Origin of the sequence: Salmonella sp. 741265073_HBA (genome assembly GCF_046569105.1) — a bacterium.
Classification (GTDB): domain Bacteria; phylum Pseudomonadota; class Gammaproteobacteria; order Enterobacterales; family Enterobacteriaceae; genus Salmonella; species Salmonella enterica.
Genome location: NZ_JBKFRY010000017.1, coordinates 1 through 20,117, shown reverse-complemented (window position 1 = coordinate 20,117; position 20,117 = coordinate 1). Strand labels below are relative to the sequence as shown.

At 52.0% G+C, this 20,117-nt stretch carries 18 protein-coding genes; 15 read left to right on the top strand and 3 right to left on the bottom strand.

Annotated elements, in window-relative coordinates; translation table 11 throughout:
- Positions 1 to 116: 116 nt before the first annotated feature.
- From rmuC to tatD, 8 genes are all read left to right on the top strand, one after another.
- Entirely contained in the window at positions 117 to 1,547 is a 1,431-nt protein-coding gene (gene rmuC / locus ACLD3P_RS19140) for a DNA recombination protein RmuC (protein ID WP_000355562.1), read from the top strand.
- A gap of 95 nt (positions 1,548 to 1,642) precedes the next feature.
- On the top strand, positions 1,643 to 2,398 hold the full coding sequence (gene ubiE / locus ACLD3P_RS19135) for a bifunctional demethylmenaquinone methyltransferase/2-methoxy-6-polyprenyl-1,4-benzoquinol methylase UbiE (protein ID WP_000229009.1): 756 nt from the start codon (positions 1,643 to 1,645) through the stop codon (positions 2,396 to 2,398).
- A 9-nt stretch (positions 2,399 to 2,407) separates the two neighbouring features.
- Entirely contained in the window at positions 2,408 to 3,013 is a 606-nt protein-coding gene (gene ubiJ / locus ACLD3P_RS19130) for a ubiquinone biosynthesis protein UbiJ (protein ID WP_001116093.1), read from the top strand.
- Positions 3,010 to 4,650, top strand: a complete 1,641-nt coding sequence (gene ubiB, locus ACLD3P_RS19125; RefSeq protein WP_000187559.1) for a ubiquinone biosynthesis regulatory protein kinase UbiB — start codon at positions 3,010 to 3,012, stop codon at positions 4,648 to 4,650. Before ubiJ ends, ubiB begins: the two co-directional genes overlap by 4 nt.
- A gap of 205 nt (positions 4,651 to 4,855) precedes the next feature.
- The gene (tatA, locus tag ACLD3P_RS19120) at positions 4,856 to 5,110 is read left to right on the top strand and encodes a Sec-independent protein translocase subunit TatA (RefSeq protein ID WP_000508972.1); all 255 of its coding nucleotides are present in this window, start codon (positions 4,856 to 4,858) and stop codon (positions 5,108 to 5,110) included.
- Positions 5,111 to 5,113: 3 nt separating this feature from the next.
- Entirely contained in the window at positions 5,114 to 5,662 is a 549-nt protein-coding gene (gene tatB / locus ACLD3P_RS19115) for a Sec-independent protein translocase protein TatB (protein ID WP_000459612.1), read from the top strand.
- Positions 5,663 to 5,664: 2 nt separating this feature from the next.
- The gene (tatC, locus tag ACLD3P_RS19110; RefSeq protein ID WP_000257554.1) at positions 5,665 to 6,444 is read left to right on the top strand and encodes a Sec-independent protein translocase subunit TatC; all 780 of its coding nucleotides are present in this window, start codon (positions 5,665 to 5,667) and stop codon (positions 6,442 to 6,444) included.
- A gap of 41 nt (positions 6,445 to 6,485) precedes the next feature.
- On the top strand, positions 6,486 to 7,268 hold the full coding sequence (gene tatD, locus ACLD3P_RS19105) for a 3'-5' ssDNA/RNA exonuclease TatD (RefSeq protein ID WP_183058001.1): 783 nt from the start codon (positions 6,486 to 6,488) through the stop codon (positions 7,266 to 7,268).
- A gap of 7 nt (positions 7,269 to 7,275) precedes the next feature.
- Here the strand turns inward: tatD and rfaH are convergent, their stop codons facing one another.
- A complete protein-coding gene (gene rfaH, locus ACLD3P_RS19100) occupies positions 7,276 to 7,764 on the bottom strand; it encodes a transcription/translation regulatory transformer protein RfaH (protein ID WP_001192410.1) in 489 nt (162 codons plus the stop codon).
- A gap of 185 nt (positions 7,765 to 7,949) precedes the next feature.
- Here rfaH and ubiD point away from each other — a divergent pair, with 185 nt between their 5' ends.
- The 3 genes from ubiD (at position 7,950) to ACLD3P_RS19085 (ending at position 12,292) form a co-directional block, all read left to right on the top strand.
- Entirely contained in the window at positions 7,950 to 9,428 is a 1,479-nt protein-coding gene (gene ubiD / locus ACLD3P_RS19095; RefSeq protein WP_411006566.1) for a 4-hydroxy-3-polyprenylbenzoate decarboxylase, read from the top strand.
- A gap of 85 nt (positions 9,429 to 9,513) precedes the next feature.
- On the top strand, positions 9,514 to 10,215 hold the full coding sequence (fre, locus tag ACLD3P_RS19090) for an NAD(P)H-flavin reductase (RefSeq protein WP_411006565.1): 702 nt from the start codon (positions 9,514 to 9,516) through the stop codon (positions 10,213 to 10,215).
- A gap of 253 nt (positions 10,216 to 10,468) precedes the next feature.
- Positions 10,469 to 12,292: an aryl-sulfate sulfotransferase gene (locus tag ACLD3P_RS19085; protein WP_000669888.1), complete on the top strand. Its 1,824-nt coding sequence runs from the start codon at positions 10,469 to 10,471 to the stop codon at positions 12,290 to 12,292.
- Positions 12,293 to 12,488: 196 nt separating this feature from the next.
- Here the strand turns inward: ACLD3P_RS19085 and fadA are convergent, their stop codons facing one another.
- The gene (gene fadA / locus ACLD3P_RS19080; protein WP_000438778.1) at positions 12,489 to 13,652 is read right to left on the bottom strand and encodes an acetyl-CoA C-acyltransferase FadA; all 1,164 of its coding nucleotides are present in this window, start codon (positions 13,650 to 13,652) and stop codon (positions 12,489 to 12,491) included.
- 9 nt (positions 13,653 to 13,661) lie between these two features.
- Complete coding sequence (gene fadB / locus ACLD3P_RS19075; protein WP_000966013.1) at positions 13,662 to 15,851, bottom strand: fatty acid oxidation complex subunit alpha FadB; 2,190 nt, start codon at positions 15,849 to 15,851, stop codon at positions 13,662 to 13,664.
- Between the two features lie 189 nt (positions 15,852 to 16,040).
- On the opposite strand from fadB, the gene pepQ reads away from it, so the two are divergent.
- The 4 genes from pepQ to hemG are packed head-to-tail and all read left to right on the top strand — an operon-like array spanning position 16,041 to position 20,033.
- Positions 16,041 to 17,372, top strand: a complete 1,332-nt coding sequence (pepQ, locus tag ACLD3P_RS19070) for a Xaa-Pro dipeptidase (RefSeq protein ID WP_000444529.1) — start codon at positions 16,041 to 16,043, stop codon at positions 17,370 to 17,372.
- Positions 17,372 to 17,986 (top strand): IMPACT family protein, encoded by a 615-nt coding sequence (locus tag ACLD3P_RS19065; protein WP_000378897.1) that lies wholly within the window; start codon positions 17,372 to 17,374, stop codon positions 17,984 to 17,986. The genes pepQ and ACLD3P_RS19065 overlap by 1 nt, the downstream gene beginning before the upstream one ends.
- 38 nt (positions 17,987 to 18,024) lie before the next feature.
- On the top strand, positions 18,025 to 19,476 hold the full coding sequence (gene trkH, locus ACLD3P_RS19060; protein WP_000545688.1) for a Trk system potassium transporter TrkH: 1,452 nt from the start codon (positions 18,025 to 18,027) through the stop codon (positions 19,474 to 19,476).
- 11 nt (positions 19,477 to 19,487) lie between these two features.
- Entirely contained in the window at positions 19,488 to 20,033 is a 546-nt protein-coding gene (gene hemG, locus ACLD3P_RS19055) for a menaquinone-dependent protoporphyrinogen IX dehydrogenase (RefSeq protein WP_000853983.1), read from the top strand.
- The last annotated feature ends 84 nt before the right edge of the window (positions 20,034 to 20,117 follow it).

The window sequence follows — 20,117 nt, the reverse complement described above, 5'->3', positions numbered from 1 at the left end:
GACGCGTTCGGCCTTTTCTTTTTGCGTGGCGCCTCGCAGGAAATCCCTTTTAAACTGGACGTTTATACAGCACAATTCTATTTTGTGCAGGACAGTGTGGTTCCAGGAGAGGTGTTGTGGATATTACTCTTATGATAAGCGCCGTCGTGGCGCTGGCGGCTGGGGCGGTGATTGGCTGGCTGGCGACGAAAGCGCACGCCGATCAAATCCGCGCCGATCTTATCGAAGAACGGCGTGAGCTGGATATCGAACTTAGCGCGGCCCGGCAGCAATTAGCGCAAGAAGCGCACTGGCGCAGTGAATGCGAGTTACTTAATAACGAACTGCGCAGCCTGCACAGTATTAATACCTCTCTGGAAGCCGATCTGCGTGAAGTCACGACCCGTCTGGAAGCGACTCAACAACACGCGGAAGACAAAATCCGTCAGATGATCAACAGCGAACAGCGTTTAAGCGAGCAGTTTGAAAATCTGGCGAACCGTATCTTTGAACACAGTAATCGTCGCGTAGACGAACAAAACCGACAAAGCCTGAATAGCCTGCTGACGCCGCTGCGTGAGCAACTGGACGGTTTTCGCCGCCAGGTTCAGGAGAGTTTTGGCAAAGAAGCGCAGGAACGGCATACGCTGGCGCACGAAATTCGTAATTTGCAGCAGCTTAACGCGCAAATGGCGCAGGAAGCGATCAACCTGACGCGCGCCCTGAAAGGGGACAATAAGGCGCAAGGAAACTGGGGCGAAGTTGTGCTGGCGCGGGTGCTGGAGGCATCCGGACTGCGTGAAGGCTACGAATACGAAACCCAGGTTAGTATTGAGAACGATGCGCGCTCGCGGATGCAGCCGGATGTCATCGTCCGCTTGCCACAGGGCAAAGATGTGGTCATCGACGCTAAAATGACGTTGGTCGCCTACGAGCGTTACTTTAACGCTGAAGATGACTACACGCGCGAGGCCGCTTTACAAGAGCACATCGCCTCGGTGCGCAATCATATTCGCTTACTGGGGCGTAAAGACTACCAGCAGCTTCCCGGCCTCCGCTCGCTGGACTATGTTCTGATGTTTATCCCCGTAGAACCCGCTTTCCTGCTGGCGTTAGATAAACAGCCCGAACTGATAACCGAGGCGCTGAAAAACAACATTATGCTGGTAAGCCCCACGACGCTGCTGGTGGCATTACGGACAATCGCCAACTTGTGGCGCTATGAACACCAGAGCCGCAATGCGCAGCACATCGCAGACAGAGCCAGTAAGCTTTACGATAAAATGCGGCTGTTCGTTGATGATATGTCAGCGATCGGTCAGAGTCTGGATAAAGCGCAGGATAACTACCGCCAGGCGATGAAAAAACTTGCGTCGGGGCGTGGCAATGTTTTGGCGCAGGCGGAGGCTTTCCGGGGGCTAGGCGTGGAAATCAAACGCGAGATTAATCCGGATTTAGCGGAACAGGCCGTTACGCAAGATGAAGAATATCGTTTACGATCGATCCCTGAAGGGCGGCAGGATGAACATTATCCCAATGATGAACGGGTGAAGCAGCAGTTAAGTTAACCCATACGGAGTAGTTTAGTCCTGGCGCAGAGTAGGGCAAATTGGCCCAATCTGTTACACTTCTTGAACATTTTTATCGATAAGCAGGCACTGAGATGGTGGAAGATTCACAAGAAACGACGCACTTTGGCTTTCAGACCGTCGCTAAAGAGCAGAAAGCTGACATGGTGGCCCACGTTTTTCATTCTGTGGCGTCAAAGTACGATGTGATGAATGATTTAATGTCATTTGGCATTCATCGTTTGTGGAAGCGCTTCACCATTGATTGCAGTGGCGTGCGTCGTGGACAAACCGTTCTCGATTTAGCGGGCGGTACGGGCGATCTTACCGCGAAATTTTCACGTATGGTCGGGGAAACTGGCAAAGTTATCCTGGCGGATATTAATGATTCTATGCTCAAAATGGGGCGTGAGAAGCTGCGTAATATCGGCGTGATCGGCAACGTAGAGTATGTGCAGGCGAATGCCGAAGCTCTGCCTTTCCCTGATAATACGTTTGATTGCATTACCATTTCGTTTGGTTTGCGCAATGTAACGGAAAAAGAAAAAGCGCTGCGGTCAATGTTTCGTGTGTTGAAACCCGGCGGACGTTTACTGGTGCTTGAATTTTCCAAGCCTATCATTGAGCCGCTGAGTAAAGCGTATGACGCCTATTCTTTCCATATTTTACCGCGTATTGGCTCGATGGTCGCGAACGATGCGGATAGCTATCGGTATCTCGCGGAATCCATCCGTATGCATCCCGATCAGGATACCTTAAAAGCCATGATGCAGGACGCCGGATTTGAGAGCGTGGATTATTACAATCTGACGGCGGGCGTTGTGGCATTGCACCGTGGTTATAAATTCTAGGAGGGTGGAATGCCTTTTAAACCCTTAGTGACCGCAGGAATTGAAGGTCTCCTCAATACGTTTCTGTATCGTTCGCCAGCGCTGAAATCAGCCAGAACGCGCTTACAGGGAAAAGTACTGTGTGTGAAACTAAAGGGATTTTCGACGCCATTAGTCCTGGTATTCAGCGAACGCCAGGTTGATGTGCTGGGGGCATGGGAAGGCGAAGCGGACTGTACGGTAATCACTCAAGCTAGCGTTTTGCCAAAACTACGCGATCGTCAGCAGTTGGCCGCGCTTATTCGCAGCGGCGAACTGGAAGTGCAGGGCGATATTCAGGTCGTGCAAAATTTTGTGGCGCTCGCCGATCTCGCCGAATTCGATCCTGCGGAGCTGTTGGCGCCATACACGGGTGATATTGCGGCGGAAAGTATCGGTAAGGTCGTGCGTGGCGGGGCTAAATTCCTGCGCCACGGGTTTCAACGCCAGCAGCGTTATGCCGCTGAAGCGATCACTGAAGAGTGGCGTATGGCGCCTGGCCCGCTGGAAGTCGCATGGTTTGCCGAAGAAACCGCGGCTGTTGAACGCGCCGTAGATTCTCTGACCACACGGCTGGAAAAACTGGAGGCCAAATGACGCCAGGTGAAGTACGGCGCCTATATTTCATCATCCGCACGTTTCTAAGCTACGGCCTTGATGAACTCATCCCCCGAATGCGTCTTACACTGCCACTCCGATTATGGCGCTATTCGCTGTTCTGGATGCCAAACCGGCATAAAGATAAATTGCTGGGTGAACGATTAAGGCTGGCGTTGCAAGAGCTGGGACCGGTCTGGATCAAATTTGGTCAGATGCTCTCCACGCGCCGTGACCTGTTCCCGCCGCAAATCGCCGATCAGCTCGCTTTGCTCCAGGATAAAGTCGCGCCATTCGATGGTCGGCTGGCGAAAGCCCAGATTGAAGAGGCGATGGGGGGGCTACCAGTCGAAGCCTGGTTTGACGACTTTGATATCCAGCCTTTAGCGTCGGCGTCAATCGCCCAGGTACATACCGCGCGATTGAAATCAAACGGTAAAGAAGTGGTTATTAAGGTCATTCGCCCGGATATTTTGCCGGTAATTCAGGCAGACCTGAAACTGATTTATCGCCTTGCTCGCTGGGTACCACGCCTGTTGCCGGATGGGCGTCGTCTGCGCCCGACGGAAGTGGTGCGTGAGTATGAGAAAACGCTGATCGATGAGCTGAATCTGCTGCGGGAATCGGCCAACGCGATTCAGTTACGCCGCAATTTTGAAAATAGTCCCATGCTGTATATCCCGGAGGTGTACTCCGATTACTGTAGCCAGAACATGATGGTGATGGAGCGGATATACGGCATTCCGGTTTCGGATGTGGCGGCGCTGGAAAAGAACGGCACCAACATGAAACTGCTGGCGGAACGCGGGGTTAAAGTTTTCTTCACCCAGGTTTTCCGCGACAGCTTTTTCCATGCGGACATGCATCCGGGAAATATTTTTGTCAGCCATGAACACCCTGAAAATCCGCAATATATCGGCATTGACTGCGGTATCGTCGGGTCGCTAAACAAAGAAGATAAGCGCTATCTGGCAGAAAACTTTATCGCGTTCTTTAATCGCGATTACCGAAAGGTGGCGGAGCTGCATGTCGATTCAGGCTGGGTTCCGCCAGATACCAACGTTGAAGATTTTGAGTTTGCCATCCGCACCGTCTGTGAACCTATCTTTGAAAAGCCGCTCGCGGAAATCTCGTTTGGTCATGTGTTGTTAAACCTTTTCAATACAGCGCGTCGATTTAACATGGAAGTCCAGCCGCAACTGGTGTTGTTGCAGAAAACATTATTGTATGTTGAAGGGGTTGGGCGGCAACTTTATCCTCAGCTTGATTTGTGGAAAACGGCGAAGCCGTTTCTTGAGTCCTGGATCAAAGATCAGGTGGGTATTCCGGCTCTCACGCGGGCTCTTAAAGAAAAAGCGCCGTTCTGGGTCGAAAAAATGCCAGAAATACCTGAACTGGTGTACGACAGTTTGCGCCAGGGCAAATATTTACAGCACAGTGTTGATAAGATTGCGCGCGAGTTACAGGTAAACCATGTGCGCCAAAGTCAGTCTCGTTATTTATTGGGAATTGGCGCAACGCTGTTACTGAGCGGGTCATTCTTACTCGTCAACCGCCCTGAATGGGGATTGATGCCTGGCTGGCTCATGGTCGGCGGCGTAGTTGTCTGGCTGGTTGGCTGGCGTAAAACTCGTTGAGATTTTTTATCGCTCAACGCCGGTTGTGTCACGCAGGTACATATTATCACTCGAGGCAGTACTCAGGCCGCAAGTCAATGTCGTCCCGGTCGTATGTAAAAGTATGTGAATAGGGCGGGTGAAAGCGGCTAACAAAGAGGCAGCGCGAAGGATAATGTGTATAATGCGGCCCTATTAATTCATCATCTATCACAGAGGAACATGTATGGGTGGTATCAGTATTTGGCAGTTGTTGATTGTTGCCGTTATCGTCGTACTGCTGTTCGGCACCAAAAAACTCGGTTCCATCGGTTCCGATCTTGGCGCGTCTATCAAAGGCTTTAAAAAGGCCATGAGCGATGATGATGCCAAACAGGATAAAACCAGTCAGGACGCTGATTTTACCGCTAAATCTATCGCGGATAAGCAAGGCGAAGCGAAAAAGGAAGACGCTAAAAGCCAAGATAAAGAGCAGGTATAATCCGTGTTTGATATCGGTTTTAGCGAACTGCTGTTAGTGTTCGTTATCGGCCTCATTGTGTTGGGGCCGCAACGATTGCCAGTAGCGGTAAAAACGGTAGCGGGCTGGATTCGCGCGTTGCGGTCCCTTGCGACAACGGTTCAGAATGAACTGACTCAGGAACTGAAACTTCAGGAGTTCCAGGACAGTCTGAAAAAAGTCGAAAAGGCGAGCCTGGAAAATCTGACTCCCGAACTGAAAGCATCTATGGATGAACTGCGTCAGGCGGCGGAGTCGATGAAACGCACCTACAGCGCTAACGATCCCGAACAAGCGAGCGATGAAGCGCATACCATCCATAATCCGGTGGTAAAAGGGAACGAAACGCAGCATGAGGGCGTCACCCCTGCCGCCGCTGAAACACAGGCGAGCGCGCCGGAACAAAAGCCGGAGCCCGTTAAAGCTAACGTGCCTGAGTCGACGGAAACCGCTTCCGTAGCCACGATAGACGCCGAGAAGAAATCCGCTGCGCCTGTTGTCGAATCTTCCCCCTCGTCGAGTGATAAACCGTAAACATGGCTGTAGAAGATACTCAACCGCTTATCACGCATCTGATCGAGTTGCGTAAGCGCCTGCTAAACTGCATCGTCGCAGTACTTCTGATTTTTCTGGCGTTAATTTATTTCGCCAATGATATTTATCATTTAGTCGCCGCACCGCTGATTAAACAGATGCCGCAAGGGGCGACAATGATTGCGACGGATGTGGCGTCGCCGTTTTTTACGCCTATCAAACTCACCTTCATGGTGTCTTTGATCTTATCCGCGCCTGTCATTTTGTACCAGGTTTGGGCCTTTATCGCCCCGGCGCTGTATAAGCATGAGCGTCGTCTGGTCGTACCGCTGCTGGTATCCAGTTCGCTGCTTTTCTACATTGGTATGGCCTTCGCCTATTTTGTCGTATTCCCTTTGGCCTTTGGTTTCCTGACGCATACGGCGCCGGAAGGGGTACAGGTTTCGACAGATATCGCCAGCTATCTTAGCTTTGTCATGGCGCTTTTTATGGCCTTTGGCGTAGCCTTTGAAGTGCCGGTGGCGATTGTGTTGCTGTGCTGGATGGGCATCACCACGCCAGAAGATTTGCGTAAAAAACGGCCTTATATCCTGGTCGGGGCATTCATTGTGGGAATGCTGCTTACGCCGCCAGATGTTTTCTCGCAAACGTTGCTGGCGATACCGATGTACTGCCTGTTTGAAATTGGCGTTTTCTGCTCACGCTTTTATGTCGGTAAGCGACGGACGCGCGACGAAGATAACGAGGCCGAAACCGAAAAGGCCGAGCACACTGAAGACTAAACACAACCGCCCGCCAGGGCGGTTGTCATATGGGGGCAAGCATGTTTGATATTGGCGTTAATTTAACCAGTAGCCAGTTTGAAAAAGATCGTGATGATGTGGTCGCCCGTGCGTTTGCGGTGGGAGTAAAAGGTATGCTACTGACCGGAACGAACATCCATGAAAGTCAGCAGGCGTTAAAACTGGCGCGGCGCTACCCCCATTGTTGGTCGACGGCTGGCGTCCATCCCCATGACAGCAGTCAGTGGTCACCCGCGTCTGAAGACGCCATTATTGCGCTGGCGAACCAGCCGGAAGTCGTCGCTATCGGTGAGTGCGGGCTGGATTTCAATCGCAATTTTTCCACGCCGCAGGAGCAGGAGCGTGCCTTTCAGGCGCAGCTACAAATTGCCGCCGAATTACAGATGCCAATCTTTATGCACTGCCGGGACGCGCATGAGCGATTTCTGGCATTGCTTGAGCCCTGGCTGGATAGTCTTCCTGGTGCAATACTGCACTGCTTTACCGGTTCACGCCAGCAAATGCAGGCCTGTGTGGACAGAGGACTCTATATCGGTATTACCGGGTGGGTTTGCGACGAACGACGCGGGCTTGAGCTACGTGAACTCTTACCGTTTATTCCAGCGGAAAAGCTACTGATAGAAACCGACGCGCCGTATCTGTTGCCTCGCGATCTTACGCCGAAACCAACGTCACGACGCAACGAGCCCGCGTATCTGCCTCACATCCTGGAGCGCATTGCGCTATGGCGTGGTGAAGATCCGCAATGGTTAGCGGCGATGACAGATGCCAACGCCAGAACCTTATTTGAGGTCGTATTCTGAACGATCGCTAAATCTTGCGAAAACCGGTGTTTTTTACGCTCTGCTTCACTTCTTTATTGAGTAAATTAAGCAGTAACATCGAACGCGTTTCGCCATCCGGTTCGGTAAAAATCGCTTTCAGCCCTTCAAATGCGCCTTCCGTGATGATGACGCTATCGCCGGGATAGGGGGTTTCAGGATCGACAACGCCTTCGGGCTTGTAGATAGAAAGCTGATGAATAACGCTGGAAGGCACGATCGCAGGATGCGCGCCAAAGCGCACAAAATGGCTGACGCCGCGCGTGGCGTTGATTGTAGTGGTATGTATCACTTCCGGATCAAATTCAACGAACAGATAATTAGGAAAGAGCGGTTCGCTGACGGAGGTACGTTTTCCGCGTACCATTTTTTCCAGGGTGATCATCGGTGTCAGGCAACTTACCGCTTGTCTTTCGAGGTGTTCCTGAGCACGCTGAAGTTGCCCGCGTTTGCAGTACAGTAAATACCAGGATTGCATAATGACTCTTATCCGCTTGTTCGGGGCGCAAGCATAGCAAAAGCCATGCGCGAAGTTAATTATACACTTCATCCTTTAAGCCGTATCTGGATTAGCGTTGGTTGCCAGAGTTCACGCTAATTTAACAAAAATACAGCATCCCGATGATGAACGCCGTATAATGATGCGCTTACCAAGAGGCTACAATGGACGCCATGAAATATCACGATTTACGCGACTTCCTGACGCTACTTGAGCAGCAGGGGGAACTAAAACGCATCACGCTACCTGTGGATCCTCATCTGGAAATCACGGAAATCGCTGACCGCACGCTGCGTGCCGGTGGACCGGCGTTGCTGTTTGAAAATCCTAAAGGTTACGCCATGCCGGTGCTGTGCAACCTTTTTGGCACGCCAAAACGCGTGGCGATGGGCATGGGGCAGGATGATGTTTCCGCATTACGGGAAGTGGGTAAATTATTAGCGTTTCTGAAAGAACCTGAGCCGCCGAAAGGCTTTCGCGATCTGTTTGACAAGCTGCCGCAGTTTAAGCAAGTGCTGAATATGCCGACGAAACGGTTACGCGGCGCGCCTTGCCAGCAGAAAATCGCGTCTGGCGATGATGTCGATTTAACGCGTCTTCCTGTCATGACCTGTTGGCCGGACGACGCCGCGCCGCTGATTACCTGGGGACTGACGGTAACGTGTGGTCCGCACAAAGAGCGGCAAAACCTGGGCATTTATCGTCAGCAGTTGATAGGTAAAAATAAGCTGATTATGCGCTGGCTGTCTCATCGCGGCGGCGCGCTGGATTTTCAGGAGTGGTTAGCCGCGCGTCCGGGTGAACGTTTCCCGGTCTCCGTCGCATTGGGCGCCGATCCGGCGACGATTCTTGGCGCCGTGACTCCTGTTCCCGATACTCTGTCGGAGTATGCCTTTGCGGGCTTGCTGCGCGGCACGAAAACTGAAGTGGTTAAATGCCTTTCTAACGATCTGGAAGTACCTGCCAGCGCCGAGATTATCCTTGAAGGTTACATTGAGCCGGGAGAGATGGCGCCGGAAGGACCGTATGGCGATCATACGGGCTATTATAATGAAGTGGATAACTTTCCGGTCTTTACCGTCACGCATATTACGCAGCGTGAGGATGCCATCTATCACTCCACCTATACCGGGCGTCCGCCCGATGAGCCTGCGGTATTAGGGGTGGCGCTCAATGAAGTCTTCGTGCCTATTCTGCAAAAACAGTTTCCGGAAATCGTCGACTTTTATCTGCCGCCGGAAGGGTGTTCTTACCGCCTGGCGGTAGTGACGATGAAAAAGCAGTACGCTGGTCATGCGAAACGCGTCATGATGGGCGTCTGGTCGTTTTTGCGCCAGTTTATGTATACGAAATTTGTTATCGTTTGCGATGATGACGTTAACGCACGCGACTGGAATGATGTGATCTGGGCGATTACCACCCGTATGGACCCTGCGCGGGATACGGTGCTGGTTGAAAATACGCCGATTGATTACCTGGATTTTGCCTCGCCGGTCTCCGGGCTGGGTTCAAAAATGGGGCTGGATGCCACAAACAAATGGCCGGGCGAAACCCAACGCGAGTGGGGTCGTCCTATTGTTAAAGATCCTGAAGTTACCGCGCGTATTGATGCGATTTGGGATGAGCTGGCTATCTTTAAATAACTGAAAGCGGACATCGACATTTCAGGCTGCGGCGACTCGGCTTGAAAAATGTCGGTATTGACCCGACACCCGACAGAGGGAGCGCATGACAACCTTAAGCTGTAAAGTGACCTCGGTAGAAGCTATCACCGATACCGTATATCGGGTTCGTTTAGTGCCGGACGCGGCGTTTTCATTCCGCGCTGGTCAGTATTTGATGGTCGTAATGGACGAGCGTGACAAACGCCCGTTTTCGATGGCCTCAACGCCGGACGAGAAAGGGTTTATTGAATTACACATTGGCGCTTCCGAGCTCAATCTGTATGCGATGGCGGTCATGGATCGGATTCTAAAAGACCGGGAAATCGTCGTTGATATTCCGCATGGCGACGCCTGGCTACGTGATGATGAAGAGCGTCCGTTGATTCTGATCGCGGGCGGTACGGGCTTTTCTTATGTGCGCTCCATCCTGTTGACGGCGTTAGCGCGCAACCCGAACCGCGATGTTACCATTTACTGGGGTGGTCGCGAAGAAAAGCACCTCTATGATCTCTCTGAGCTGGAAGCACTCTCTGTTAACCATCCGAATTTGCGTATTGAACCTGTTGTCGAGCAGCCGGAAGAAGGCTGGCGTGGGCGTACAGGAACGGTACTTACGGCGGTATTGCAGGATTATGGTACGCTGGAGGGGCACGATATTTATATTGCCGGGCGTTTTGAGATGGCGAAAATCGCCCGCGATCTGTTCTGTCATGAGCGTAACGCGCGGGAAGATCGTCTGTTTGGCGATGCATTCGCATTTATTTAACTATTTTATGGGGCGCAGTAGCGTCCCTTTTTACGTTAGCCTACCTAAAAGTCCTCTTAAATATTAATTAATCGTCAACTATAAAACCTTATGATATTGAATATCTACAGGCTTTGTATTGCGTGTAATAAATTAAGTAATATCATGTCCTGAGGCTATCAATAAAAATAGTTAATTATATATGCTTCATTTATTCTTATAAAAGAAACATAAAATGGAAAGTTAGTTATTTATTTATAAGATGGAGAGTGTTATGAAATTTAAATATGCTTTAACTTCTCTCGCATTATCTGTTGCAATTTTGTCATCAGTACCTTCTACAGCTTTCGCCATCGGCGGCGCCAGCGGCGCTAAAGTGGACTATCAGGTCCAGGGAAAAATTGGCGAAGTTGTTATGAACCCCTATGATATCGCGCCGCTAACCGCCGTTATTCGTAATGGCGGTTACCAGTTACGTGACGTGCATGTACGGATTGTACCTAAAGAAAATGGCCAGGAGATCGCGTATAAAGTTAATAATAAATACCTTTTAACGTATGGCGGTATTCCCGTCTTTGGTCTTTACCCAGATTATGTCAATACCGTTGAAGTTGAATATACAAGAATCCAGGGTAGTAAAACCGAAAATATCAAAGAAAGCTATAAAATGTATGCACCGCCTGCCTATATTGAATCAGCGGGTACAAAAGAAGAACAATCAGCACTCTTTACTATCGATGTTAAAAAGGTTTCGCCAGAATTTAAAGATCGCTTGTATCTTTTGAATAATACGAAAGATAAGTCTGGAAATGGAACGCGTACTGTCTGGAACAACCCTACTGGTGGTGCATTAGAATGGAACTTCACTACAGCTAACGCTATTATCGACACCTCCGGTGATATTCGTTGGTTTATGAATCCAAGTTCAATTTATGATTTAAAGTCAATTTATCGTGCTGGCGTTATGATGGGCTTTAAACAAAACCAGGATGGCGCATTATCGTGGGGCTACGGTCAGCGTTATGTGAAATACGATATCATGGGGCGTGAAATCTTTAACCGCCGCCTGCCGGATAATTATAACGATTTTTCACACTCAATGGATAACGCGGCCAACGGTCACTACTTCCTGCGTGTAGCCAGCTCTAACTATAAACGTCCGGATGGAAAAAATGTTCGTACCGTGCGTGATGTGATTGCCGAAGTTGATCAGAACGGCGTGGTAGTGGATGAATGGCGTCTGTTTGATATCCTCGATCCTTATCGTGATGTGATAATGAAAACCCTCGATCAGGGCGCTGTGTGCCTGAATATCGACGCCAGCCAGTCCGGCCATACGTTGAGCGAAGAAGATCTGGCGGCGCTGGACTCCTCCGACAAATTCGGGGATATCGTGGGTAGTGGGGCTGGCCGCAACTGGGCGCATGTCAACAGCGTCGACTATGACAGTGAAGATGATTCCATCATCATCAGCTCCCGCCACCAGAGTGCGATTATCAAAATCGGCCGCGATAAGAAAGTGAAGTGGATACTGGGTACGCCTGCTGGCTGGAAAGCGCCATTTAATGCCGCAATTCTGACGCCAGTGGATAGCAAAGGCCAAAAAATTGCCTGCCAGGACAGTGGCTGCGAGGGTGACTTCGACTGGACATGGACGCAACATACGGCCTTTAAAATTGATAGTAAGAGTAAAGGCGATATCTTATACCTTTCCGCTTTCGACAATGGCGATGGCCGCGGCTTAGAACAGCCTGCTATGCAGAGTATGAAATACAGTCGCTCCGTGATTTACAAAATCGACCAGAAAAACAAGACAGTCCAACAGATCTGGCAATACGGTAAAGAGCGCGGGAACGAGTGGTTTAGCCCGGTAACCTCTATCACCGAGTACCAGACTGACAAGAATTCTGTGTTCGTGTATTCCGCAACAGCAGGTGGTGCGTTTGATTTGTCGGTAGGCGCATTTACCAGCTTGCCTAATCCGTATCTGGAAGAGTTCAAATGGGGAGAAAAAGAGCCTGTGGTCGAAATGCAAATACATGGTGCGCGTGGATATCAGGCTATGCCATTTAGCCTGACCAAAGCGCTTACTGAGTAGAGCGGGCCATACGGTGAAAAAACCCGCCCCTGACGGGCGGGAAAAACGGCAACTAAACTGTTTCCCGTCATAATTCGCGCAGCCTCTTTGTTGGCTGCCTTTGCTCACCCCGGGCACATAGTTATCTATGTTCCCGGGGATTCGCTCAGTTGCCGCTGCGCTGCAATGCGAGTTATTTAGGGGATATTATCTTTGATTAAACCCGCTCAAACACCGTGGCGATGCCCTGACCCAGACCAATACACATCGTCGCCAGACCAAACTGCGCGTCTTTGCGCTCCATCAGGTTGATAAGCGTGGTGCTGATACGTGCTCCGGAGCAGCCGAGCGGATGACCAAGCGCGATCGCGCCGCCGTTGAGGTTGATCTTCTCGTCTATCTGCTCCATCAATCCCAGATCCTTAATGCATGGCAGGATCTGTGCGGCAAACGCTTCGTTCATCTCAAACACATCGATATCGCTGGCCGACAGTCCCGCTTTTTTCAACGCCAGTTTTGACGCCGGAACCGGCCCGTAACCCATAATTGACGGATCACAACCAACCACTGCCATTGAACGAATACGGGCGCGAGGTTTCAGACCCAGCTCACGGGCACGACTTTCGCTCATTACCAGCATGGCAGCTGCGCCATCGGAAAGCGCGGATGAGGTGCCCGCCGTGACCGTGCCACTAACCGGATCAAATGCCGGACGCAGCGTTGATAGCGCTTCGACCGTGGTTTCCGGGCGGATCACTTCATCGTAGTTAAACTGCTTCAACACGCCGTCTGCATCATGACCGCCAGTCGGGATAATCTCCGTTTTGAATGCGCCAGACTGGGTGGCGGCCCAGGCGCGAGCGTGAGAACGCGCGGCGAACTGGTCCTGCATTTCCCGGCTAATGCCGTGCAGGCGGGAGAGCATTTCCGCCGTTAGCCCCATCATCCCTGCCGCTTTGGCGACGTTGCGGCTCAGACCGGGGTGAAAATCCACGCCGTGGCTCATCGGCACGTGCCCCATATGCTCCACGCCGCCAACCAGACAAACCTGCGCATCGCCGGTCATGATCATTCGCGCTGCATCGTGTAACGCCTGCATCGAGGAACCACACAGACGGTTGACGGTGACCGCCGGTACCGAATGGGGAATTTCTGCCAGCAGCGCGGCGTTACGGGCAATGTTGAAGCCTTGCTCCAGCGTTTGTTGTACGCAGCCCCAGTAAATATCATCGAGGGTCGCCGCTGTAAGCGACGGATTACGCGCCAGCAGGCTACGCATTAAGTGGGCGGAGAGATCTTCTGCCCGCACGTTGCGAAACGCGCCGCCCTTCGAACGGCCCATCGGGGTGCGAATAGCATCGACAATGACAACCTGTTCCATTGTGACTCCTTAAGCCGTTTTCAGAGAACCAACCGGACGGGCTGGTTCAACCGGGGGATAATACGGTTCGTTATGGCGCGCTTTATTACGCAGCCCTTCCGGCACTTCATACAGCGGGCCGAGGTGTTGATACTGCTGCGCCATATCAAGATATTTCGCGCTGCCCTGTGTATCCAGCCAGCGGAATGCGCCGCCGTGGAACGGAGGGAAGCCCAGGCCGTAGACCAGCGCCATATCGGCTTCCGCCGGGCTTGCGATAATGCCTTCTTCCAGACAGCGAACCACTTCGTTAATCATCGGGATCATCATACGGGCGATTATCTCGTCGTCGCTGAAGTCGCGTTTCGGCTGGCTGACGCTTGCCAGCAGGTCATCCACCGCGGCATCTTCTTCTTTCTTCGGCTTACCCTTGCTGTCTTCTTTATAGCGCCAGAAGCCCAGACCGTTTTTTTGCCCAAAACGGCTGGCGTCAAACAATGCGTCGATCGCGTCGCGATACTCTTTCTGCATCCGTTGTGGGAAGCCTGCCGCCATTACCGCCTGCGCGTGATGCGCGGTATCAATGCCGACAACATCCAGCAGATAGGCCGGGCCCATCGGCCAGCCGAACTGTTTTTCCATCACTTTATCGACTTTGCGGAAATCCGCGCCGTCGCGCAGCAGTTGACTGAAACCGGCGAAATAGGGGAACAGCACGCGGTTAACAAAGAAGCCGGGGCAGTCGTTGACTACAATCGGCGTCTTGCCCATTTTGCTTGCCCAGGCGACGACTTTGGCAATGGTTTCGTCTGAACTCTTCTCACCGCGGATGATTTCAACCAGCGGCATCCGGTGTACCGGGTTGAAGAAGTGCATTCCGCAAAAGTTTTCCGGACGTTCAAGGGCGCTAGCCAGTTCGCGAATTGGGATGGTAGAGGTATTTGAGGCCAGCACGGTTTCCGGGCGCACTTTCTGCTCGGTTTCCGCCAGTACCGCTTTTTTGACTTTCGGATTTTCGACCACCGCTTCGACAACAACATCTACGCGATCGAAACCGGCATAATCGAGAGTCGGGTGGATGGTCGAAATGACGCCCGCCAGCTTCAGACCGTCGATCTTGCCGCGCTCCAGCTGTTTGTTCAGCAGCTTGGCCGCTTCGGTCATGCCGAGGTTCAACGATTTATCGTTGATATCTTTCATGATGACCGGTACGCCTTTCCAGGCCGACTGGTAAGCGATACCGCCGCCCATAATGCCCGCGCCCAGTACGGCTGCCTGTTTCGGCGTCTCAATATCTTTGGTCAGCTTTTTGGCTTTACCTTTTACATATTGATCGTTGAGGAAGATACCGACCAGCGCACGAGCCTCATTGGTATGCGCCAGCGGAACAAAGCTTTTATTTTCCAGATTCAGCGCTTCTTCACGACCAAAACGCGCGGCGGCTTCAATGGTTTTCACTGCGGTCATCGGCGCCGGATAATGTTTACCCGCCGTTTGTGCGACCATGCCTTTAGCGATGGTAAAGCTCATCGCTGCTTCAATCTTACTGAGTTTCAACGGTTCCAGTTTCGGCTGGCGTTTAGCTCTCCAGTCGAGATCGCCGGTAATGGCCTGGCGTAATACGGCTATTGCGCCGTCGATCAGCTTCTCTTGTTTCACCACGCCATCGACCAGACCGATTTTCAGCGCCTGTTCGGCGCCGATATCTTTCCCGGCGGCAATGATCTCCAGCGCGCTGTCCGCGCCCAGCATACGCGGCATTCGCACCGAGCCGCCAAAGCCCGGCATGATGCCCAGTTTAGTTTCCGGCAGACCGATACGGAGGTCTGGCGTCGCCAGACGGTAATCGGTGGCCAGCACGCATTCGCACCCGCCGCCCAGCGCATAGCCGTTTACGGCGGCAAGGGTCGGTACGGGTAAATCTTCCAGACGGTTAAAGACGCTATTAGCAAAATGCAGCCATTGGCTTAACTGCTCTTCGGGGACGAGGAACAGTGAAAGAAATTCGGTGATGTCCGCGCCGACAATAAAGGCCGCTTTATTCGAGCGCAGCAGCAGCCCTTTTAAATCGTGTTGCTTTTCCAGCACCTCAAGCGCCTGGCCGAGGCTGGCGACGGTTGCGGTGTCGAGTTTATTGACCGAGCCTGGAGCATCGAACACCAGTTCGGCGATGCCATCTTCCAGCCAGTCGAGGTACAGGGTGTCGCCTTTATAAAGCATGTCAGTCTCCTGAATCCACAAGGTGATCTGGTCGTACCAGATGAAGCGAAGTGTGTATTTTGTGTTAATAAAATGCAAATAAATGATTAAAGAAATGCCGATGTGATCACGCTCGGCAGAGATCACGCTCTCGTGGGGCGATGTGCTAAGATGCGGTAACTTGAGGTCAAAAAAGCAGAAGGGTAAAAAATGGAATCACTGGCCGCGCTCTATAAAAATCATATCGTTACCTTACAAGAACGGACGCGCGATGTTCTGGCGCGCTTTAAGCTGGATGCGTTACTTATTCACTCCGGCGAGCTATTCAACGTCTTTCTCGACGATCACCCTTATCCGTTTAAGGTCAATCCACAGTTTAAAGCGTGGGTGCCGGTAACTCAGGTTCCAAATTGCTGGCTGCTGGTCGATGGCGTCAACAAACCCAAATTGTGGTTTTATCTGCCGGTCGATTACTGGCATAACGTTGAACCGCTGCCAACGTCCTTCTGGACAGAAGAAGTCGAGGTCGTCGCCTTACCGAAAGCGGATGGCATCGGCAGCCAACTGCCTGCCGCGCGTGGCAATATCGGCTATATCGGCCCGGTTCCTGAGCGCGCGCTACAATTGGATATCGCTGCCAGCAACATCAACCCGAAAGGTGTTATCGACTATCTGCATTACTACCGCGCCTATAAAACGGATTATGAACTGGCCTGTATGCGCGAAGCGCAGAAAATGGCGGTGAGCGGTCATCGGGCGGCGGAAGAGGCCTTCCGTTCCGGCATGAGCGAGTTTGACATCAACCTGGCGTACCTGACCGCCACGGGACATCGCGATACCGATGTTCCGTACAGCAACATTGTGGCGCTGAACGAACATGCCGCCGTGCTGCATTACACGAAACTGGATCATCAGGCACCGTCTGAAATGCGCAGTTTCCTGCTGGATGCGGGCGCGGAATACAACGGCTACGCGGCGGATCTGACGCGAACCTGGTCGGCGAAAAGCGATAACGACTACGCCCACCTGGTGAAAGATGTTAACGACGAACAGTTGGCGCTGATCGCTACCATGAAGGCGGGCGTTAGCTATGTGGATTATCATATTCAGTTCCATCAGCGCATCGCGAAGCTGCTGCGTAAGCATCAAATCATTACCGACATGAGTGAAGAGGCGATGGTGGAAAATGATCTCACCGGGCCGTTTATGCCGCACGGTATTGGTCATCCGTTGGGTCTGCAGGTACACGATGTGGCCGGGTTTATGCAGGATGATTCCGGTACGCATCTCGCCGCGCCGTCCAAATACCCGTATCTGCGCTGCACGCGTGTGTTACAGCCGCGAATGGTGTTGACCATCGAACCGGGGATTTACTTCATCGAATCGCTGTTAGCGCCGTGGCGCGAAGGCCCGTTCAGCAAGCACTTCAACTGGCAGAAAATTGAAGCGCTCAAGCCTTTCGGCGGTATTCGCATTGAAGATAACGTGGTCATCCACGAAAACGGCGTGGAAAACATGACGCGGGATTTAAAACTGGCGTAATGGACAGTTGGTTAATCCCTGCAGCACCGGTCACCGTTGTTGAAGAGATCAAAAAAAGCCGCTTTATTACGCTATTGGCGCATACCGATGGCGTAGACGCGGCGAAAGCGTTTGTTGAGTCAGTCAGAGCTGAGCACCCTGATGCGCGCCACCATTGTGTGGCGTGGGTGGCGGGTGCGCCGGACGACTCACAGCAACTGGGCTTTTCAGACGACGGCGAACCGGCGGGAACGGCAGGCAAGCCGATGCTTGCGCAATTGATGGGCAGCGGCGTCGGAGAAATTACTGCCGTCGTCGTGCGCTACTATGGTGGTATTCTGCTGGGTACGGGCGGGCTGGTAAAAGCCTATGGCGGCGGTGTGAATCAGGCATTACGTCAGCTTGCCACACAACGCAAGACGCCATTAACCGAATATACTTTGCAGTGTGAGTACGGTCAGTTGGCCGGAATCGAAGCATTATTAGGACAGTTTGCCGGGAAGATCGTTTCCAGCGATTATCAGGCGTCTGTTCGGCTCAGGGTGGCGCTTCCTTTTGCTCATGTGAATGCATTTTCCACAAAACTGGCGGATTTTAGCCGTGGTTCATTGCAATTGTTAGCGATTGAAGAATAATCCCCACCTCATTTTTAAGAATAAAGGAAGCGGCAGAGATGCATTTTCGCGCCATTACCCGAATCGTTGGACTACTGGTTATCTTATTTTCGGGGACAATGATTCTCCCGGGACTGGTAGCGCTAATATATCGTGATGGCGCAGGAAGAGCGTTCACGCAGACCTTTTTTGTCGCGCTGGCGATCGGTTCCATACTGTGGTGGCCAAACCGTAGGGAAAAGGGCGAGCTGAAATCCCGCGAAGGATTTCTTATCGTGGTGCTGTTCTGGACCGTGCTGGGCAGCGTGGGTGCGCTGCCGTTTATTTTCTCGGAAAGCCCAAACCTCACCATTACCGATGCTTTTTTTGAATCGTTCTCCGGGTTAACCACCACGGGCGCCACTACGCTGGTGGGGCTGGACTCATTACCGCACGCCATTCTCTTTTATCGTCAGATGCTGCAATGGTTTGGGGGTATGGGGATCATTGTGCTGGCGGTGGCGATTCTCCCTATCCTCGGCGTCGGGGGGATGCAGCTCTATCGGGCGGAAATGCCGGGGCCGCTCAAAGATAACAAAATGCGCCCGCGTATTGCCGAGACGGCGAAAACGCTGTGGCTTATCTATGTCTTGCTAACGGTAGCCTGCGCGCTGGCGCTATGGTTTGCAGGGATGCCCGCGTTTGACGCTATCGGACACAGCTTCTCCACTATCGCTATCGGCGGCTTCTCAACGCATGACGCCAGCGTAGGCTATTTTGATAGTCCCACTATTAATACCATCATCGCTATTTTCCTGCTGATCTCCGGTTGTAACTATGGCCTGCATTTCTCTTTATTAAGCGGGCGTAGCCTGAAAGTATACTGGCGCGATCCGGAATTCCGCATGTTCATCGGCGTACAGTTGACGCTGGTGGTAATCTGCACGCTGGTACTGTGGTTCCATAATATCTACGACTCGGCGCTGACAACGCTAAATCAGGCATTCTTCCAGGTTGTGTCGATGGCGACAACGGCAGGGTTTACCACGGACAGCATTGCGCGCTGGCCGCTGTTTTTGCCCGTCTTGCTGCTATGTTCCGCGTTTATTGGCGGTTGCGCCGGGTCAACGGGCGGGGGGTTAAAGGTCATCCGTATTCTGTTGTTGTTTAAACAGGGGAACCGCGAACTCAAACGTCTGGTGCATCCGAATGCCGTTTACAGTATTAAGCTGGGGAACCGGGCGTTGCCAGAACGTATTCTGGAAGCCGTCTGGGGATTCTTTTCTGCCTACGCGCTGGTATTTATCGTCAGTATGCTGGCTATTATCGCTACAGGAGTAGATGATTTCTCGGCTTTCGCCTCGGTAGTGGCTACGCTTAATAACCTGGGACCGGGGCTGGGGGTGGTTGCTGATAACTTCGCCAGTATGAATCCGGTTGCGAAATGGATACTCATCGCCAACATGCTATTTGGTCGTCTGGAAGTATTCACTTTGCTGGTACTTTTTACCCCGACTTTCTGGCGTGAATAATGGAGTAACACGTGAAAACATTGATTCTTTTCTCTACCCGGGACGGACAAACGCGCGAAATTGCCTCTTATCTGGCTTCTGAACTCAAAGAGATGGGGATCTGGGCCGATGTCGTTAATCTGCATCGCGCAGAAGAGCCGGACTGGGATAGCTATGATCGCGTAGTGATTGGCGCGTCTATTCGTTATGGTCATTACCACAGCGCCTTTCAGGAGTTCGTTAAGAAATACGCCACGCGGTTGAACGGAATGCCGAGTGCCTTTTATTCCGTTAACCTGGTGGCGCGTAAAGCTGAAAAACGGACGCCGCAGACTAACAGCTACGCGCGTAAGTTTTTAATGAGCTCTCCGTGGCGACCTGACTACTGTGCCGTCATTGCAGGCGCGCTTCGCTATCCCCGCTATCGCTGGTATGACCGTCTGATGATCAAGCTTATTATGAAGATGTCGGGCGGCGAAACGGATACCAGTAAAGAGGTGGTGTACACCGACTGGGAGCAGGTTACGCACTTTGCCCGTGAAATAGCCCATTTAACCAACAAATCGTCGGCAAAATAAACGCAAAGAATAAAAAGTGCGCACTCAGAAAATTATTTTAAATTTCCTCTTGTCAGGCAGAAATAACTCCCTATAATGCGCCAC